This is a genomic window from [Clostridium] saccharolyticum WM1 (genome assembly GCF_000144625.1).
In the GTDB taxonomy this organism is placed as follows: Bacteria; Bacillota; Clostridia; order Lachnospirales; family Lachnospiraceae; genus Lacrimispora; species Lacrimispora saccharolytica.
The window spans coordinates 4,108,423-4,127,361 of the sequence record NC_014376.1; the positions used below are offsets into that span (position 1 = coordinate 4,108,423).

The 18,939-nt window shown below is 47.9% G+C and carries 15 protein-coding genes; all 15 read right to left on the reverse strand.

What is annotated here, in order from left to right; all coding sequences use genetic code 11:
* Positions 1-35 precede the first annotated feature (35 nt).
* Positions 36-1,421 carry a hypothetical protein gene (locus CLOSA_RS19090; RefSeq protein WP_013274367.1) on the reverse strand — a complete coding sequence of 462 codons (1,386 nt, stop codon included), beginning with the start codon at positions 1,419-1,421 and terminating at the stop codon, positions 36-38.
* Between the two features lie 57 nt (positions 1,422-1,478).
* Positions 1,479-3,302: a hypothetical protein gene (locus tag CLOSA_RS19095; protein WP_013274368.1), complete on the reverse strand. Its 1,824-nt coding sequence runs from the start codon at positions 3,300-3,302 to the stop codon at positions 1,479-1,481.
* A 60-nt stretch (positions 3,303-3,362) separates the two neighbouring features.
* Complete coding sequence (locus tag CLOSA_RS19100; RefSeq protein ID WP_041709476.1) at positions 3,363-3,998, reverse strand: D-sedoheptulose-7-phosphate isomerase; 636 nt, start codon at positions 3,996-3,998, stop codon at positions 3,363-3,365.
* The gene (locus CLOSA_RS19105; protein WP_013274370.1) at positions 3,998-4,582 is read right to left on the reverse strand and encodes a D-glycero-alpha-D-manno-heptose-1,7-bisphosphate 7-phosphatase; all 585 of its coding nucleotides are present in this window, start codon (positions 4,580-4,582) and stop codon (positions 3,998-4,000) included. The genes CLOSA_RS19100 and CLOSA_RS19105 overlap by 1 nt, the downstream gene beginning before the upstream one ends.
* 35 nt (positions 4,583-4,617) lie before the next feature.
* Positions 4,618-5,688, reverse strand: coding sequence for a GHMP family kinase ATP-binding protein (locus tag CLOSA_RS19110; protein ID WP_013274371.1), 1,071 nt, complete (start codon positions 5,686-5,688; stop codon positions 4,618-4,620).
* Between the two features lie 56 nt (positions 5,689-5,744).
* Positions 5,745-6,461, reverse strand: a complete 717-nt coding sequence (locus CLOSA_RS19115) for a nucleotidyltransferase family protein (protein WP_013274372.1) — start codon at positions 6,459-6,461, stop codon at positions 5,745-5,747.
* Positions 6,462-6,686: 225 nt separating this feature from the next.
* Positions 6,687-7,853 (reverse strand): acyltransferase family protein, encoded by a 1,167-nt coding sequence (locus tag CLOSA_RS19120; RefSeq protein ID WP_157669040.1) that lies wholly within the window; start codon positions 7,851-7,853, stop codon positions 6,687-6,689.
* Positions 7,854-7,938: 85 nt separating this feature from the next.
* Positions 7,939-11,052 (reverse strand): glycosyltransferase, encoded by a 3,114-nt coding sequence (locus tag CLOSA_RS19125; RefSeq protein WP_013274374.1) that lies wholly within the window; start codon positions 11,050-11,052, stop codon positions 7,939-7,941.
* Positions 11,039-11,818 carry a class I SAM-dependent methyltransferase gene (locus CLOSA_RS19130; RefSeq protein ID WP_013274375.1) on the reverse strand — a complete coding sequence of 260 codons (780 nt, stop codon included), beginning with the start codon at positions 11,816-11,818 and terminating at the stop codon, positions 11,039-11,041. Before CLOSA_RS19130 ends, CLOSA_RS19125 begins: the two co-directional genes overlap by 14 nt.
* 13 nt (positions 11,819-11,831) lie before the next feature.
* Positions 11,832-13,178, reverse strand: coding sequence for an ABC transporter ATP-binding protein (locus CLOSA_RS19135; RefSeq protein ID WP_013274376.1), 1,347 nt, complete (start codon positions 13,176-13,178; stop codon positions 11,832-11,834).
* Between the two features lie 23 nt (positions 13,179-13,201).
* Entirely contained in the window at positions 13,202-14,014 is an 813-nt protein-coding gene (locus tag CLOSA_RS19140) for an ABC transporter permease (RefSeq protein ID WP_013274377.1), read from the reverse strand.
* A 15-nt stretch (positions 14,015-14,029) separates the two neighbouring features.
* A complete protein-coding gene (gene rfbC / locus CLOSA_RS19145) occupies positions 14,030-14,584 on the reverse strand; it encodes a dTDP-4-dehydrorhamnose 3,5-epimerase (protein WP_013274378.1) in 555 nt (184 codons plus the stop codon).
* Between the two features lie 266 nt (positions 14,585-14,850).
* Positions 14,851-16,026 carry a multiple monosaccharide ABC transporter permease gene (gene mmsB, locus CLOSA_RS19150; RefSeq protein WP_041708709.1) on the reverse strand — a complete coding sequence of 392 codons (1,176 nt, stop codon included), beginning with the start codon at positions 16,024-16,026 and terminating at the stop codon, positions 14,851-14,853.
* A gap of 3 nt (positions 16,027-16,029) precedes the next feature.
* Positions 16,030-17,619 (reverse strand): multiple monosaccharide ABC transporter ATP-binding protein, encoded by a 1,590-nt coding sequence (mmsA, locus tag CLOSA_RS19155; RefSeq protein ID WP_013274380.1) that lies wholly within the window; start codon positions 17,617-17,619, stop codon positions 16,030-16,032.
* A 79-nt stretch (positions 17,620-17,698) separates the two neighbouring features.
* Positions 17,699-18,862: a multiple monosaccharide ABC transporter substrate-binding protein gene (gene chvE, locus CLOSA_RS19160; protein ID WP_013274381.1), complete on the reverse strand. Its 1,164-nt coding sequence runs from the start codon at positions 18,860-18,862 to the stop codon at positions 17,699-17,701.
* Positions 18,863-18,939: the final 77 nt, after the last annotated feature.

The window sequence follows — 18,939 nt, forward strand, 5'->3', positions numbered from 1 at the left end:
GTCTGATCCAAAAGAGGGCGAAAGATACCCTTCTTTCAATCTTCCTGTTTAAAATCATTTCGGAATACGCTGTATCCGTTTTCCTTCAAAATGGTCAATGCGGATCTCACCTTTTCCCCGCTGTCCGGCCGGCTGGGCCTGTATTCAAAACCGGCCCGCAGTTCATCATCGGTAGCCGTTTCAAAGCTTAAGGCCAAATCCGCCATTCTTTCAAAGCTGTCCCTGCGATTGGGGGCTTTTTTTATCTCTGTATAGGTGGTGTATCCGTTTCCTGCCAGAAACAGCACACAGGCCATACAGGCCGCAACGGGAAGAAATGCATTCCGCTTCCTCTCCTTTTGCTTTGATATTAAGGCAAAGGTCAGCAGGATCCCAAGGATCCCTGACTGGAATTGGAGGGCATAGCGGGAGCTTAAGCCATAATTTTCCTGAAGGAATATCCATCTGGACAAAAGAATGAGAACGTGGTTCAGCCCTCCTGATACTATAAGGATCACGGGAAGAACCGTTTTCTCATACAAACGGTACCGAAGGTTAATCCACAGGGCAAGGAGATACAGCAGGATCACGAGAAATCCAAGGACCATATAGGGAACATTCGTCCGAAAGATCTTCTCTGCCTGTTCTCCTCCTATGACCATAGAAGAAAAAGACTTAATGAAGAAACGGACGAAAAAACCAGGGGTGTCCCTTAGCTGGACCAGCAGGGGCACCGTGGCCGGAGCCGCATGGTCTTCCACGCCATAGGAATTGCTCCATAAGTAAAGGAGAAGGGAGGTCAGGGTACAAAGGCCGTATCCGGCCCACTGCCTCCCTGAGGCATCCTTTTTTAACAGGAACATCAGGCCGCAGGCGAAAAGGAGTGTCACCGAATAAATGGCACAGTAAGGGCCTGCCACCAGCAGGGTTGTGAAAAACGGAAGAAGGATAAGCTTTGCCTTGTCATGACGTTTCTCCTGACCGCTCCACACCCGGTCCATGACCTCATAATGGTAATAGAAACAGGCAAAGGATAAGAAATGTGCCCAGCCGCTTCCATTGGTCAGCATTTCCCACTTGTTCAGACTGAAAAGCACTGCCGTCAGGATCCCGAACCAGACAAGTGAAACCCTCCTGCGGAGGCAGTAGCATCCCAATGCCAGACCGGATAGTCCCAGGGCCAGTACCCCCAGCACCCGGTCAAACATGATATTGAATCCAAAAAAGGTAATATTTAAGATCCTTCCCAGATAATTAACCGGAATCCTGGTCAGGATATCCGGCACAAAAAATTTGGTTGGATTCCATACGTCAGGCAGATAACTGTTTACAAGGCGGATGTAGTCCGAATAAATCCCGTCACAGGTCGCCGTAAAAATGTACCATAGGCAAAAAACGATCCCCAAAAGGGGCAACAGACCATACAGATACTTTCCCTTCATGTATTTCACCTCTGCCCTCCTTTGTGTTTGCAGTTCAGCCGCCGGGGCCGAAGGAGTCTAGTTTGCAGTTACCGTGGCAACGATGGAAAGATGTTTATCCCCTCTTTGCTCCGCTGCATCTTCATAGTAAAAGTTGCTTTCAAAGGCCAGCTCTGTGACCTGATAGGCCGGTGCGTCGATTTCGGCGGTTACCGTATTGGATTGGATAGGGATCGCGTATTTCTCCCCTCCATTAACGGTCACAGTGACCTGCTCAAGGCCGGTGATGACGCCCGGATAATAGAATTTAAAGCCGATCGTACCTTCTTTCCCTGCCATGATCCGGATTTTGGCACTTTCGTCCAGCCAGCCGTCTTCATAGCAGCCATAGACCGGTTCAAATTTTATGTTACGCACAAAGTCCGTTACATCCTGAAAAGCATTATGAGCCGGATCCTCTCTCAATATCATCATGTTTGGAGTCACCAGTCCGATGTCGTGGATGGAGGAAATAAATGAAACCTCGGTTCCTTCCGCCAGCCGCTTTTTATCAAAGGTCTTGAAAAAGGTTCTGGCAGTGAAATCGCTCATTTCATAGGAATTACCGATGATATAGATCCTTTTCCCAAATATGCCATCCTTATATTTTCCGTAAGTCTCTTCTGCAAGGGAATTATACCGAAGCTGGGAGGACCAGAAATAGAGGTTCTCATATTTTCCCCGGTAAAAGCTTTCCACCGGAACCATGAGAGCGCCGTAAAGGAGGAACAGGCCGCAGTATAAAAGAGGCTTGGCAAGCTGTGTTTTAGCCTCTTCTTTGGGCACTGCCACACCGCACATATAGGCAGCAAACAGCCACGCTGCCGTCATGGAGACATAGATCCACCGGGTCTCCACCCGTATGGTAACACTGGATGAGCCGATGCACAGAGCGATGAATAAAAGGAACAGGCAAATGACTGGGATACGTTTTTTAAGCTGGTCCCGTTCCCTTATGACAGTTATCATAAAAATCACAGTCATCACGAACAGAAGGAGGTCCGCAAATATTACCAGAGCATAGATCCAGTACGGCGATCTCCCCCAGCTCAATCCGTTTAAATGATCAGGACCTGCATTGATCCCAAATAAGTAGAGCAGCTGGCTTACGGCATAGCGGAAGGTATCTGAAAAGCGGAAGGTATCCGCCACATCCGTTCCTCCGGTCCCTGCCGGAGAAATGCTTCCGATGGTAAGGAAGCGGATGGCCTGAACGGCTAAGAACGTCCCGGTGATACTGAGCCAGGGTTTTTTCCGCTTTTCTTTTTTCATGAGAAATGCGGCATAAAACAAGGGTAAAAGCACCATATACCGTTCATGGATGAAGCAGATGGAAAAATACAAAGCAGTGGCAGCCGGCAGGAACCATTTTCTTTCCTCTTCCTCAGTTACATAGCGGTATAGACAGTAGAAAATACCTATGGCAGTCCATAAAGCCATACTTTCCATGAGGCCGTATACCTGGCTGATCTGGTAATAGGACATTCGGGAGAGCAGGTATGAAATTCCGCAGAAAATGCCTATCAGCCATCTTCCGGACAAGCGCTTTCCAAACCGATAGACCGTATAGGCAATACAGCCGTTTAAAAGGATATTAATGGGCACAAACCAGCCAATATGGCTTCCAGTGACCATCAGCTCCAGCCAGGCTGCCAGATAATAAACGAAACGGAACCGGGTGCTCCCCAAAGGGAATACAAATTCACGGAAGGACTGTTCTCCGTAGCAGGACCAAAGGTATAAATCATCCATATAAAGCCCTTTGATCTCAATCCCCCTGTTTATGAAAAAAGCAAAACCAAGCAAAAGTGCGGCTGCGATGATTTCGTCCTTCCACCCGGTTAACCATTGTCTGTCTTTCATCTTTCGCCCCTTTCTTATTTCAATCCACGCATCTCTGCATCAGAGCTGCGGCCATTACAGTTAAAAGAACCGTTCTTCCAGCATCAGGCAGAGAGTATGGTAAATGGGAAGGTGGAGTTCCTGTATCTTAAACGTCTCCGTTTCCGGAGCAACGATAGTCACATCTGCCGCCTTCTTTAATTGTCCTCCATCCTTCCCCGCAAGACCGATGGTCTTCATGCCAATGGCCTTTGCTGCCGTCACCGCATACATAACATTTTTCGCATTCCCGGAGGTGGATATGCCTAACAATACATCTCCCTTTTTTCCATATCCGCAGGTTTGCTGGGCGTAGATCAATTCCCCGTCCACATCGTTTAAAAATGCCGTGGAAAGACTGGAATGACCGGTCAGGGCAATGGCAGGAAGTCCTCCCTGTAGCTTTTCTCCCAATTCTTTTCCAAGATGAGGGTCTGCTTCTAACAGTCTACCGGCAAACTCCTCTGAAACCGGGCGGCGTTTTACAAAGCCTTTCATCAGTTCCCCCACAATATGCTCTGCATCGGCACAGCTTCCGCCGTTTCCGGCGATCAAAAGCTTCCCGCCGTTTTCATAGCATGTTACAAGAATCCCGTAAGCTTCCCTGATCTGTGACTTTACACAGTCCAGCACAGGGTAACGTTCCATAAGCTCTTCTAAATAGTTCATAGGTTCCATCATTTCCACTCTCCTTCTCTATTCAGTATCCAGTCCACCGCTTCTTTCATGGTAGGGGCATAGGAATCAAAGAAATTCCTTCTCTCTTCCTCGGTCAGCCCGCTGTATAATTCCTTTCCGTACCCGGTTCCCACCAAAACCGTGCCCACTCCGTATCTTCTTCCTGCTTCCGTATCCAGAAGCTTGTCTCCGATCATGTAGGAATGGGACTTGTCCACCGGAAAGCAAGACTCAGCCATCTCAAACATCCCGATATCCGGCTTCCGGCAATGGCATTCCCGGCCGTATTCTCCGATTCCGTGTACCGGATGATGGGGGCAGTAATAAAATCGGTCGATAAAGGCTCCTTTCTTTGAAAGAAGGCTGTTTAAGTATTCATGGAGAGCATTCACATCCCCTTCACCATAATAGCCCCTTGCCACTCCGGCCTGGTTGGTGACCACCACAAGCTTGAATCCCTGCTCCCTAAGCCGACTTAAGGCTTCCGGCACTCCGGGAAGGATCACCAGATCCTCAGGCCGGTGCAAATATTCCACTTCTTCATTGATGGTTCCGTCCCGGTCTAAAAATACGATTCTGTCCACGGTCCTTCCCTCCTTTTACCGCCCGTTATCCGGCCCTATAGCGGAAAATGGTATTCACCTCCCGGTATGGCCACCCGGATTTCCTTGTAATCCCACCGCGATTCATCCGTGATCCAGGCCTGGGCCCCCCGCAGCTCAAAGTTCCAGTCCGTAAGCTGTCCGCCTACGGCTTCCATGCGCGCAGCCACCTTATGGCGGACATTATAGGGACAGTACACCAGAAGGAATCCGCCGCCGCCTGCTCCCAGAAGCTTTCCTCCAAGAGCACCCGCCTTTAATGCTTCCTCATAAAGCTCGTCAATCTGGGGAGTGGATATCTTGCTGCTCATGCGCTTCTTGCTTTTCCAGCCATAATCCAGAAGCTTTCCAAAGCTGTAAAGATTTCCTTTCAGCAGTTCATCCTTCATGGCATAGGCAAGAGCCTTTACCTCGCACATAGCATCAAAGGGATCCTTCTTTTCATAGTTTTTCACCTGGTCCTTTATAATGTTGGCGGATACGTGAATATCCCCCGTATAGCAAAGGAGCAGGTTATACTGCAGCTCATGAATGATCTCTTTCTTTATGCGGAGTGGGTTGACCACCACATTATTGCGTCCGTGAAACTCAATAAAATTAAAGCCTCCAAAGGTTGCAGCGTACTGGTCCTGGTATCCTCCGTCGATCTTTAAATCTTCTCTCTCCACCTGATAGGCTAAGTCTGCCAGGTAATAGCTGTCCATTTCCACCCCTTTCCACTTGGCCATGGCCGTTAAAAGAGCCACCATAACCGTGGATGAAGTGCCAAGGCCTGATCCTGGAGGGGCATCACACTGCAAATACACCTCACAGCCCTGCTTGATGTTCATCGCCTTTAACGCCGCCGTTACCAGATCCAGGCGTCCGTCATACACGTAATTTTCTGTGGTATTATACTTGACCGTCATGTCAAAGTCCAGGGAATGAACGATGATCTGGTCATCCTCCCGGGGCACAATGGAGCAATATGCATACTTATTGATGGTACTGCCGATAATTGCTCCTCCCTGTTCCACACAGAAGGGGGCTACATCGGTCCCGCCTCCGCCAAAGCTCACCCGCAGGGGAGCACGTCCTCTGATTACCATAAGCCAACCTCTCCTTTCTTCTTCCTGCCCATGGGTCCGGGCAGAGTCTCCCCATTTTAAGGGGTGTAATTACCTGCAAGGTGATTCTTCACGTCCCCGGCAAACCGGTAATAATCCTCAGGAATCCCGATATCTATGAAATAGCCGCCGCTAACGAAACCCCCCAGCTTTTTTCCTTCGGAAAGCCACTTTGGAATCATATCCTGTTCCAGCGAGACCTTCCCTTCCGGTATGTCATCAAGCAGCCTGCGCTTTAAATAATAAATGCCACCGTTTATGGTTCCTTTTCTGGTTTCTTCCGTTTTTTCATTAAAGGCTTTGAGCCAACCGTCTTCCAGAACGGCCTGCCCGTACCGGGATACATCAGGTACCTCCCGGAGCACAAGGGCCATATCAAGATCCCGCTCCATACTAAGAGACTTCAGTCTGCCGTAATCGATCTGGTAAAAGGTATCTGCATTTAATACAAGGAACCGGTCCTCTGTCACCTTAACCCCTGCATTTTTAATGGCTCCTGCGGTTCCTAACAGTTCTTCCTCATAAGCGTAGGAAACCCGGATGTCCCATTGAGACCCGTCTTTAAAATATTCTTCTACCATGGAGCCTTTGTATCCTACGGCAAATATGATTTCTGTCACCCCATGTCGGACAAGCTCCATTACCACATATTCCATAAACGGCTTGTCCCCGATCAGGGCCATTGGCTTGGGCCTGTCGCTTACCACGGAACGGAGCCTGGTGCCAAGTCCGCCTGCCAGTAAAACTGCTTGCATGTCTGTATCCTCCTGATACCACGTTGATTCGTTGTTCTATTATGAGTTGGCAGTGCAGCAGGTAAAACCCTGGTTTTACCTGCTCACGGGCATTCGTCCTATGAAATAAGGCATCAATGGATTATCTTATGTACGGGCACAACGAAACCCATTGATGCCTTATTTCGCACTGCTCATTGCTTTCCTGGATATTATATCACACATCTGCAAAACGATCCAGGGAGATCAGTTCTGTGGATGGCCTGCCCAGGAGCGGAGCTTGCGGCCCATGCAGTGGATGGCCTTTCTGGCTGCCATTGCAAAAAGAACCGGAAGGACCGCTCCCAGGACAAGATACAGAATATGAAGCTCCGGATAGGAGTGGGGGAAGCCTCCCTGGTTTTCCGCAGGCTCCAGTATAATCCGGGCATAAATCCTGTCACAGAGCTTAAATACAAGAAAATGAAGTGCCATGATGTCAAAGGAATATTTTCCAAGGAGGGCTGCTGCTTTTCCTGCCTTGGGGATCTTCTCCAGACATTTGGCCCCGTAGCAGCAAAGATATATGCCGGCTGCGGATATGATATAAAAATTGATCCCGCCAGGTATCTGATTGGCGGACAGCTCCACGCTCTCCCCGGTAAACACCAGGAAATAATAAAAAAGTCCTCCGCATGCGGCTGCGCCGTACCATGTTATGTATTTTTCCATGGGGATTTTCCAGGTCCGTACCGCATAACCGCCGTAATAAACCGGAATCACCAAAAGGGCCGTTTGAAGGTGGTAGCTTAAGAATATCTCCCTCCGGCTGATGGCGGCCCCAAAAAGTCCTGCAGCAATGCAGAGAGTTCCAGCCGCCCAGGAACGGAGGGAAGAAGGAAGATAGTTCCGGCAGAACCAGAGGATGACCGTAAATCCGGTTCCTGCCGCCAGCATAAGCGGTACAAACCACATGGCACCTGACGGTCCTTCCGGACACCGCAGGAACAGGGTGTTCGCCATGGCAAAAAGCATCTCCTTTTTGCCGTAGTAGGATTCAGAGGGAAAAAGCAAGCACCAGGAAAGTAGGTTATGTAATAAAACGAACATGCTCCCATAGGCAAAATAGGGCACCCACATATTCTTAAGTCGCCTTGCAAAGAAGTCAAAGGGGGCATCCCCGTAACGCTTTTCATTGTACAGATATCCTGAAATGAAAAAGAATATGGCCAGATGGTAATAATACACCGTCCGGATGGCGATCCCAAGGTTTTGGGAATGGCCGAATACAATGGATACGATCCCGATTCCCTTTAAAATATCCCAGAACTGAATCCGGTCTCTTTGATTCTCTTCCATCCAATCCCCTTCCTTTCCCGCCGCCTTCTCCTTTGCTCCGTTCTCTCCATACAAATATGACTTCCATATTACCACAACCGGGCCCCCCTCCGTACCGGCCATGATATAATTCATTGGCTGGTCCGGCCGGCACGGGGGGAATTAAACCTTATCCTGCCCTTTAAAAATCTTCTCCTATGACGTTCCAGGCCGCCTCTATGCTGTGATACTTTCGGATATAGTTCTGGGTTTCCAGGCACATCTGCCTGCACCTTGCCTTATCCTGATACAGGGAAATCACTTCCCCTGCAAAAGCAGCAGGTTCATCTCTCACTGCCATGACCTGGTCTGCCTCAGGGATGCCCTCTGCGCCAATGGAGGTAGTCACCACCGGAGCACCGTTATATAAGGCTTCAATGACCTTTCCCTTGACCCCTGCGCCGTAACGCAGCGGTACCACCACGACCCTGCAGCTTACATAAAGCCTCGCCAGTTCTTCCTCGGACACAAAGCCCTTTACAATGATCCCGTTGTCCGGCTGCTCCAAAGCCTTGATCTCATCCGTCACCCTGGAGCCAACAATATAGAAATGAATGGGCAGCTTTTCCCGGATCAAAGGGAATATTTCCTGAGCAAACCACAAAACTGCGTCTGCATTCGGCGGATGGGCAAATCCGCCTACAAACAAGAGCCCTTCCCTCTTTTCAAAGTCATCAGGAATCTGTTTTAGGAAGTTCTCATAAACATAGGCCACAATGGCCTTCACATGAATGGAGGGCTCGATTTCATGAATGGCCTCACGCTCCACATAGGACGGATAATAGGAGACTGCAGCCTTTCTCATCAGGCGAAGCTCCACGGACTTCCAGTATTCGGAGGACTCCCTTTTTTTCGGATCTCCGGTCAGCTCATACTCTCTGCCTTCTCTTAAGAAATGCAGATCATGGCCATAATAAATCATCTTAATATTTGTCTTATCTTTGAGAAAATCCATATATTTGGCAGCAATATGGGGGCGGTTTAAATAAGCCACCTTAATGTCATTTCCATGGTCCTTTAACCATTCCCAGATCTTTGCCTGGTATTCCCTGCCGTAAAGGATCTCAATCCCTATTTGCTGCAAAGCAGTGGAATAAGGTTCTTCATGAAGAAAATTGTCTCCCAGGAATTTCACCACATAGCCTTTTTCCAGAAACATTTTCAAATACTGGAAGGTGGTCTTGGATCCGGCATCCCTGTCATAGGTGGGAACATAATGGTCCACCACCAGAATGATGTCTTTTCCCTGGCTTCTCTCTCTGGCCCGGAAAACATCAGGATTTCCGTCGTTTTCACTCTGCTGCTTCAGTTCTTCCGCCCATTTCTCCCTTAGCTTACGGCCATTTTCCACCTGATACCGCTTAAGGCCGGAACCATTGACATCCGTTCCGTTGGAAATACCTTCAAAATGGATGACCTTGGACAGTGGCTGGTAGACCACCCGCAGGCCTGCCCTCCGCACTTCAAAGGCAAGGTCCGAATCTTCACAGTAAGCAGGGGCAAAACGGTCATCAAATCCTCCGATCCGTTTCCATAAGTCATTGGAAAGAAGGATGGCAGCCCCTGATATATAGTCCACATCTTTTACATAGTTGTATTCCGGCTTATCGGGATCATCAAGGCGTCCGTAATTCCAGCCGGAGCCGTCACGGAAGATGATCCCACCGGCCTCCTGAAGGCGTCCATCCGGATAGACCAGCTTGGAACCAACCATACCGATGGTGGGATCGGATTCGATTAAGTTCACCAGACTGCTTAACCACCCTTCTGTCACCTGGGTGTCATTGTTAAGAAACATAACATATTTTCCCCTGGCAGCTTTTGCGGCCTGGTTGCAGTTTCTTAAAAATCCCTGATTGGTTTCATTGCGGCATATGATCACGTTTTCCGTGAATTTGGAAAGCTCTGCCGTTGCATCGGAAGAAACATCATCCGCTATGATCACTTCATACACCACATCCTTGGTATGTTCCAGAATAGATGCAAGACAGGCATAGGTATAATGAATCTGATTGTATACCGGAATGATAATGGACACCATAGGGTGACCCTCTTTTACGAAACGGAGCTTTCCCTGAACCCGGTAGGCCTCTCCGATCTTCATGTCCCCTTCGATCAGGTTCCGCCCTTCCTCTGTTGTATAAAGGCGGAATGATTTCAGCGGATGAAGTACGGTATCCTTGGCATAGAACATCAGTTTCCGCTTCCTGGTCCCCTTGGGGAACTTCTCATTAAAGATTCTCCCCAGTTTTCTTCTGACCCGGTAGGCCAATGCCTGGTGTTTCTGAAGACAGGCGATGATTTCACTCATGTTGTCACAATCCATCCGGAGCGTTTGAATGATCATCTCCTGGTTCGTTACATGATTGTCAGTCAGCCTTTTCTCCTCCTGCTGCCTGGAGATGAGCACATCTTTTTCCCGTAATTCCATCTCCAGTTGGGAAATATGATCCTTTGTCTCATCGATCACCTGGGACAAGCCATACATATTCTCGGGAAGGGCATGGGTCTCATGCATATAATTGACCAGATAAATCTGCTGATTCTCTCCATGGACATATTCCTGGAATCGCCGTTCCATCTCCTCATACGTGTTAAGGCGCTCAGTCTCCACGCCGAACTCTTCCATATAGGCTTCTATGGAATCATAGGTTAAAAGGCTTTTATACTGTTCATAAAAGTAATAAAGCACCCTGAACTTTACAAAGGTGACCGGGACCGGAAAGGAAAATACCCATTCGTAGTCCAGGCAGTAAGGGCCATCCTCTGTCACCATAATGTTCTCAAAAAGACAGTCAATGTTGGAGGTTTTAAACGCCCAGTCCTTTTTTATACTTTCGTCAGCCTGGGAAAGATCTCCAAAGACCTCTTCAAACTCCGGAGTAAGGACAAAGGGAATGATGTAGTTTTCCTTTACGCCCGTAATCAGGGAAATCCCCTCTTCCATATGGGACACGGAAACCCTTCCCTCATGGATCTCTTTTCCCAGAAGCTCGGAAAGGGTCTGACCCTTCAGGAAATCGAAACGGGCAGTCCCTCCATCCGGGCTTATGGTAACACCGGCAACCTTCAGCCTCTGGTTTTGTGCCGAGAGGCTTTGATATTTTTCCCCAAGGGATTTGATATGTGCAACACCCTCAGGCTTTAAGGCTGTCTTTTCCACAAAAGGAAAGCCATTCTCTTCCACCAGACTGGTACGGATCTGAAACATTTCCCTGCGGGTCCTGTTGTATTTTACAAAGTTAATTTTCTTCATGGCTGCTCCAAATGGTTAAAAATGAATTGGCAAACGTCTCAAACTGCTTTCCCTCACATACTTCGTCATACATCTTACCCAAATCAAACCTTAAATACTTGGGATAATCATAGGCCAGGATGGCATGGGTCAAATCTCCCTTACCGGGTAAATATCCATCGGAATACAGGGTGATGGGCAGGCGGTAATCCGGCATGGGATAGTAAAATTCTGCCTTGCCCCTGGTTTTGTCTTCTCCGCACAAAAGCTCCAATACCTCGGTCCTGGAAAGGCGGTTCCTGTCAGGAACCGCACCGGCCTGATATTTAAGACCCAAGCGGTTGCATAGGGAAAGAATCAGCTTTCCTTCCGGTTTTAAAAGAGATTTTGCCTTTTTTATATGTGTGTCATAAGGCGGCTGTAAAGAACCTACCATCACCACATAATCAAAGCCTTCCTCTTCAAAGGAATCTATGTCTCCGGCTATATACCGGATGTTTTCCTGACCCTCATTGCGAAGACGGTTGACCGATAAATTGCCCCGGTCCGGGTCAAGGACCGTCACCTGTCTCACCCGTCTGCTGTATAAGCCGGTGAGAGCGCCATAATCAGACCCTATCTGAAGCAGAGATCCCGCCTCATCGAATTCATACCATTCCAGCAGATTTTCACGGATCTCCGAAAAGGCATACAGATAATCCAGTTTGGGATTTTCCTGCAGCAGCTTTTTGGTATCTCCATGGTATTTTATAAACAGTTTTTTAAGTTCAGGGCTGATATCATTCATGGACGTTTCCTCCTCACTCTCCTGCCCGGAAAAGCTTTAAGCTTACTTCCGGTTCCATATCATAAATACCTACCGTATTTTTATTGGAAATGACCGTAATGTTTGCAATGTCATACAGGCGGTGGTAAACCACATGTTCTCCGTTCTCAAATCCGGTGCAGCTCATGGAAAGGAGATACTCCCCTCCCTGAAGGGTCATTTTCTGGCTGAACTCCACCTCATATTCATCGCCTTTTCCCACGGCCTGTACATCTGAGTCCTCGTACATGGTGTTGGTGCCGGTTAAATCGGCACCCCGTTTATCCTTTATGGTATAGGTAAAGATAGGCGTTTCTATCTTGGTATGAAAATGGATCCGTTCCTTTATGGTAAAGCGTTCCCCTTTCAGAAGAAGGTTAGTCACATTTCCTCTTTCGTCCAGTAGTCCGAAATCCACGATTTCCGCCCTTTTGTCGCCGTATTCGGTACGGTTGGGGTTAACGGTCAGCTTTTCCTTCATTAGCCCCTCCTGGCGGGAGCTTTGGGACTGCACCCGGACAGAAGCCTGTTCCCCGGAGAAATCACTTAATACGCCATTTCTTATTTCTTCCAGTTCTTCCCCAAGGTCCTCCATTTGGTTGGCCAGGATCTTTTTGTAGAGATCCACCATCTTACCAGGCTCTCCTTCGGCAATAAAATTCCCTTTATTTAAAACCACGACTCGGTCACAGTATTTAATAATCGCTCCCATGTCATGTGTAACCATCAAAATGGTGGTTCCGTTCTTACGGATCTCCTCCATGCGGCGGTAGCATTTTGCCTGGAAAAATACGTCTCCCACGGACAATGCCTCGTCCACAATCAGGATCTCAGGCTCCACGTTAATTGCAAGGGCAAACGCCAGGCGGACAAACATACCGCTGGAATAGGTCTTCACAGGCTGATAGACAAAATCCCCGATGTCCGCAAAATCCAGGATATCCTGAAGCTTCCCATCCATTTCTTTTTTGGAAAACCCCATCATGGTGCCGTTCATGTAAATATTTTCGATTCCCGTATAATCCATATTAAACCCGGCCCCCAGCTCCAGCAGAGCGGAAATCACTCCGTTGACCTCCAGACTGCCTGAGGTTGGGGTCAGGACTCCTGTAATGATTTTCAGTATGGTAGACTTGCCTGATCCATTGGTACCGATGATCCCTACGGTTTGTCCCTTTTCCACATCAAAAGAAATGCCGTTTAAAGCATAGAAATCCCGGTGGTAGTTTTTATGGGTCAGGCTTAACGCCTCCTTTAACCGGTCAGCAGGCTTGTCATATAATTTATAGATCTTTGTTACGTTATTAACAGAAATTGCTTTGTTGTTCGATTCTACGGACATTGAATCCTCCAATATTAAGCGGGTCACAGCACATCGGAAAAATGCGGACGCAGCTTTTTAAATACTTTCAGCCCCAAAAGCATCAGGACAAGGGTCACCGACCAGAAGTAAAGACCCAGGGTCGGCCGTTCGGTCAGCCAGTTTCCGGTCAGCATGCTGTCCCGGTACCCTGCCACGATATAATAAAAGGGATTCAGCTTAAGGAGAACCGGCAGCCAGGAAGGAATCGACGAAAACATTTCCGGAGCCCACATAATGGGCACCATCCACATCCCAAACTGCAGGAAGATCCCTATGATCTGAGCCATATCTTTAAAAAAAACATGAATGGCGCTGGTAAAATAGGCAATGGCCAGAGACAGCATGGAACTTGCAAAGGAATAATACAGGATCTGGATCCAGCTTGCCTTTGGAAAAAAGCCGTAGCAGAAAAATACCAGGATCATAATAACTGCAAAAATGCCATGTACCATCAGGCAGGAAATCATTTTGATGACCGGGAGGATCTCCACCCGGAACACCACTTTTTTCACCAGATAATTATATTCCTGCAGGCAGCCCGTTCCCATGTTCAGCACCTCGCTGAAATAGAACCAGGGCACAATCCCTGGAATCAGCCAAAGCACATAGGGGTAATCCGGAACAGGAGGCACGCTTTTAAAGCCCATCTGGAATACGAAAAAATACACCAGAACCGTTGCCATCGGCTGCAAAAACATCCATGCGATCCCGAAATAGGAGCCTACAAACCGTTTTTTAAAATCTGCCTTTGACAAATCCAGAATGAGCTTTCTTTTTGCAATGATTTCTTTTATTAAGGAAACCAGATAATTCATGGTTTTCTCCTCTCCCTAAAATTTGAAGGTCTCCCGGATCCCGCCCCACTTCTGATCCTTATCGGAAATTATCAGCTCCATGCCTTCCTCAATGGGCCAGTCAATGCCGATGGAAGGGTCGCTCCATAAAATTCCGCCCTCATCACCGGGGTGATAAAAGTCGGTACACTTGTATGCGAATTCCGCCTCATCCGACAGAACTAAAAATCCATGGGCAAAGCCCTCCGGGATGTAGAACTGCTTTTTATTTTCCGCAGACAGCTCCACGCCGAACCATTTTCCATAGGTTTCGGAAGAGGAACGCAGATCCACCGCCACGTCAAACACCTTTCCTCTCACTACCCGCACCAGCTTTCCCTGGGGAAACTGCTTCTGAAAATGAAGCCCCCGCAGTACGCCCTTTGCGGACATGGACTGGTTATCCTGTACAAAAACCATGTCGAGTCCTGCTTCCTGAAAATCATTCTGGTTGTAGGTTTCCATGAAATATCCTCTGGAATCGTGAAATACCGCAGGTTCAATGACAAAAAGCCCTTTGATTCCGCATGCTGTTACCTTTATCTTTCCCATAATTTATGCTCCTTTAACTATAAAAACATTCTTTTACTTGTAGCATTCTACCACAAGTTTAACCAGATTTCTACATATCGGGGGATTTTTATTTAATTATGCCGTTCATTCTAAGGCGAATTAAGAAAGCTGGGGTGGGAAAAATGTCTGTTAAGAAAGATAAAAAATGCTGTTTCCCGTACGTCTGTACAAGATAACAGCATTTATAACTCATTATGGATTCTTCTCTGCATACCAATATGACTGGTATTTTCCTGACAATACCATTATTGCTTAACAATAAACGACTTTCTCTTACTTACCACATCAAAAATAACCGCTGCCATAAGAACCGCCCCCTTTACCACCTTCTGTAAGTTCTGGTCCACACCCATAATGCTCATGCCTAAATTCAGCACGCCCATGAGGGTCGCTCCCACAATTACTCCCGGTACGGTTCCGGTGCCGCCGTAGGCAGAGGCACCTCCGATAAAACAGGCGCCGATGGCATCCATTTCATAGCTGTTTCCTGCCGTGGGATTGGCAGAATTTAACCGGGCCACAGTCACCATGCCTGCCACTGCTGCCAGAAGCCCCATATTTAAATAAGCCAGAAAATACACCTTGTTGGTGTCAATGCCGGACAGTCTTGTGGCCTTTTCATTTCCGCCCACAGCGTAAAAATACCGTCCGGTAGTGGTTTTGGAAGATATATAGCTGTAGATCCCGATGATCACGGTCACCCAGATCAGGGCATTGGGAATGCCCTTATACCTGGCCAGCTTATACATGAAAAACAGGACCACAATACTGATGAGAGCCATTTTGACCGCCATGCCTCCTATGGGATCCACCCGGTATCCCTTTTGAAGCTTTCGTCTGCGGTTTAAAAATTCCAGGGCCACAAAGACCAGACAGCCAATGATCCCTGCCAGAAAGCAGGTTAAGTTAAACCCCTGGATCCCGAATAGATCCGGGACATACGTATTAAACAGGTTTAAAAAAGGCTCCGGAATCGGGGACAGGGTCATCCCCTGAAGAACCACATTGGATAATCCACGGAACATAAGCATGCCGGCCAGAGTCACGATAAAGGGAGGGATCCGCACATAGGCGATCCAGAAGCCCTGCCATGCGCCTACCAGAACACCCATGATTGCCATTGCCAGTAAAGTCAGATAAGGATTGATCCCCATGTTGATCATCATGCTTCCGCCTACCGCTCCGACAAAGCAGACCACAGAGCCGACGGATAAGTCGATGTTTCCTCCCGTAAGGATGCAAAAAAGCATGCCCGTAGCCAGAATAAATACATAGGCGTTCTGAGCAATCAGATTGTTCACATTCTGGGGCAGAAGCATTTTTCCTCCGGTATTGGCAGTGAAAAGAATGATCACAACGGCCAGAACGATCACCATCGTATATTTCTTTAATCCCTCAGATAATTTCATTTTATTCTCCATCTTCTACTCACCTTTCCTCTGATTTTCCCGTTTTTCTGTGCATTCAGGTGTATCCTTATGTTGTTTATCTGATTTTAAGATACAGGCCATGATCTTCTCCTGGGTTGCCTCTTTTGCGCTGACCTCTCCCACCATACGGCCTTCATTCATGATATAAATGCGGTCTGACATCCCAAGCACCTCCGGCAGCTCCGACGATATCATAATAATTGATTTGCCTTCCGAAGCCAGACGGTTCATAATACAGTAAATCTCATATTTTGCCCCCACGTCGATCCCTCTGGTCGGTTCATCTAATATCAGAATATCAGGCTCTGCAAACATCCATTTTGAGAGAAGGACTTTCTGCTGGTTTCCACCGCTTAGATTTCCCACATTCTGCTCCACGGTGGGACACTTGGTTTTCAGCTTATCCCGGTAATCCTCTGCCACAGCAATTTCCTTATCCTTGTCAATCATGGTATGACGGCTGACAGCCTGCATATTGGCAAGGGTTGTGTTGATCTTAATGGGGTTTCCCAGGATCAGGCCGTTGCCCTTCCGGTCTTCCGTCACATAGGCAAGCTTATGGCGAATGGCAGCCCTGACTGAGTTCAGTGAGACTTCTTTTCCATTGATACGGACCGTTCCGGATATCTTAACGCCGTAGCTCTTTCCGAAAATACTCATGGCAAGCTCTGTCCGGCCTGCTCCCATCAGGCCGCAGATTCCGACCACCTCACCCTTTCTCACATAAAAGGACACATCGCTTACCACCTTCCGGTCTGAATACAATGGATGGCAGGCATTCCAGTGCTCCACTTCCATGGCCTTTTCGCCAATTTCCACGTCACAGCGTCTGGGAAAGCGGTCCACCAGCTCCCGGCCCACCATGCCTTTGATGATCCGGTCCTCCGTAATGGCATCCTTTTTCCGGTCCAGAGTTTCTATGGTCGAGCCGTCGCGGATGACTGTGATCTTATCCGCCACATAGGCAATTTCATTCAGTTTATGAGAAATTATGATGGAGGTTAACCCCTCGGACTTGAATTTCAGCAAAAGCTCCAGAAGGGATCTGGAATCATCTTCATTCAATGATGCGGTAGGCTCATCCAGGATCAAAAGCCTGGCTTTTTTTGCAAGGGCCTTTGCAATTTCCACCAGCTGCTGCTTGCCTACGCTGATGTCCTTGATCAAGGTATGAGAGGATTCCATAAGCCCCACAGTTTTTAAATACCGGTCTGCCTCCCCATAGGTTTCGTTCCAGTTGATCGCATACCTTTTCCCCTTTTCATTTCCCAGATACATGTTTTCTGCGATTGTCATATAGGGGACAAGGGCCAGCTCCTGATGAATGATGACGATCCCCTTTTGTTCACTGTCATTGATATGGTTGAATTTGCAGATTTCTCCGCTGTAAATAATATCTCCCTCATAGGTTCCATAAGGATAAATGCCGCTGAGTACGTTCATCAGGGTAGATTTGCCAGCTCCATTTTCACCCACCAGGGCATGGATTTCCCCTTCCTCTACCTGAAGGTTTACATTATCCAGAGCTTTGACGCCTGGAAATGTCTTGGTTATGTTCTTCATTTCCAAAAGTATTTTTGCCAAGAATATCCCTCCCTTGCCGTCATTTCTTAAGGACGGCCTCCTACCGAAAAGAAGCCGTCCTCAAAAGGAAATCATTTTGTTACTTTAACTGGTCTTCTGTATAATAACCGGAAGTGATCAGCATATCTTTGTAATTGTCAACCGTTACCACCACCGGATCGCACAGGAAGGTAGGAATGATTCCGGTTCCATTGTCATAGGATTTGGTATCGTTGATCTCCGCTTCTCCCCCCTGCATCACGGAATCCACCATCTTTACCACCTGAGAAGCAAGGGTTCGGGTATCCTTAAAGATGCTCATTGCCTGTTTTCCTTGGAGCATGTTCTTTACATTGGCAATATCACAGTCCTGTCCGGTAATGACCGGGTATTTTCCTGTATAGGAAGAAGCAAGGGCATTCTCTACTCCAAGGGCAGTGGAATCATTGGAGCAAAGTACTGCGTCCAATACGGTTCCGTCAGAATAGTTGCCAGCAATAATGGTATCCATACGGTTCTGGGCTTTCTCAGAATCCCAGTTAGCTGTGGCTACCTGTTCAAATGCGGTCTGGCCGGATTTTACTACCAGTTTTCCGCTGTCTATATACTTCTTAAGGACATCCATAGCTCCGCCGAAGAAGAAATTACAGTTGTTGTCAGCCGGATCTCCGGTAAACAGCTCAATGTTCTTAGGTTCCGTGGCTGTCTCTAGGCCCAGAGCTTTTACCAGGTACTCTCCCTGCTTTTGCCCTACTTTATAGTTATCAAAGGTTGCATAATAAGTGACCGCATCAGAATTCATGATCAGTCGGTCATAGGAGATTACCGGAATGCCCATGGCTTTGGCCTGGCTCAAGGGTTCACCTAAGGAGCTTCCGTCAATAGAGGCAACCACCAGTATCTGGCAGCCATTGGAAATCATATTTTCCACCTGGGATACCTGAGTCTGGACATCATTGCTGGCATACTGTAAATCTACCTGATATCCGGCGTCCTCCAGTTCCTTCTTCATATTGGCTCCATCCTGATTCCAACGCTGTAAATCCTTGGTAGGCATTGCAACTCCGACTAAGGTCCCGCTCCCTTTTGCTGCTTTGGTTTCCTCTGCCTTGGTCTCTGCTGCTTTGGCCGCTTCCGTAGCGGCCGCTGCCGTTGTCTGAGTCTCTTTGCTCTCCGGTGCGGAGCCTGTGGAGCTGGCGCATCCGGAAAGCATTCCTGCTGTCAGGGCAAATGCCATCGCAGCCGCTAAAAATTTTCGTTTCATGGTATCTGTTCCTCCTCCAATATTTGTTTTACTGACAGTTTTATCTTATCATGTATAGAACAGGACTTGTTTGCGAA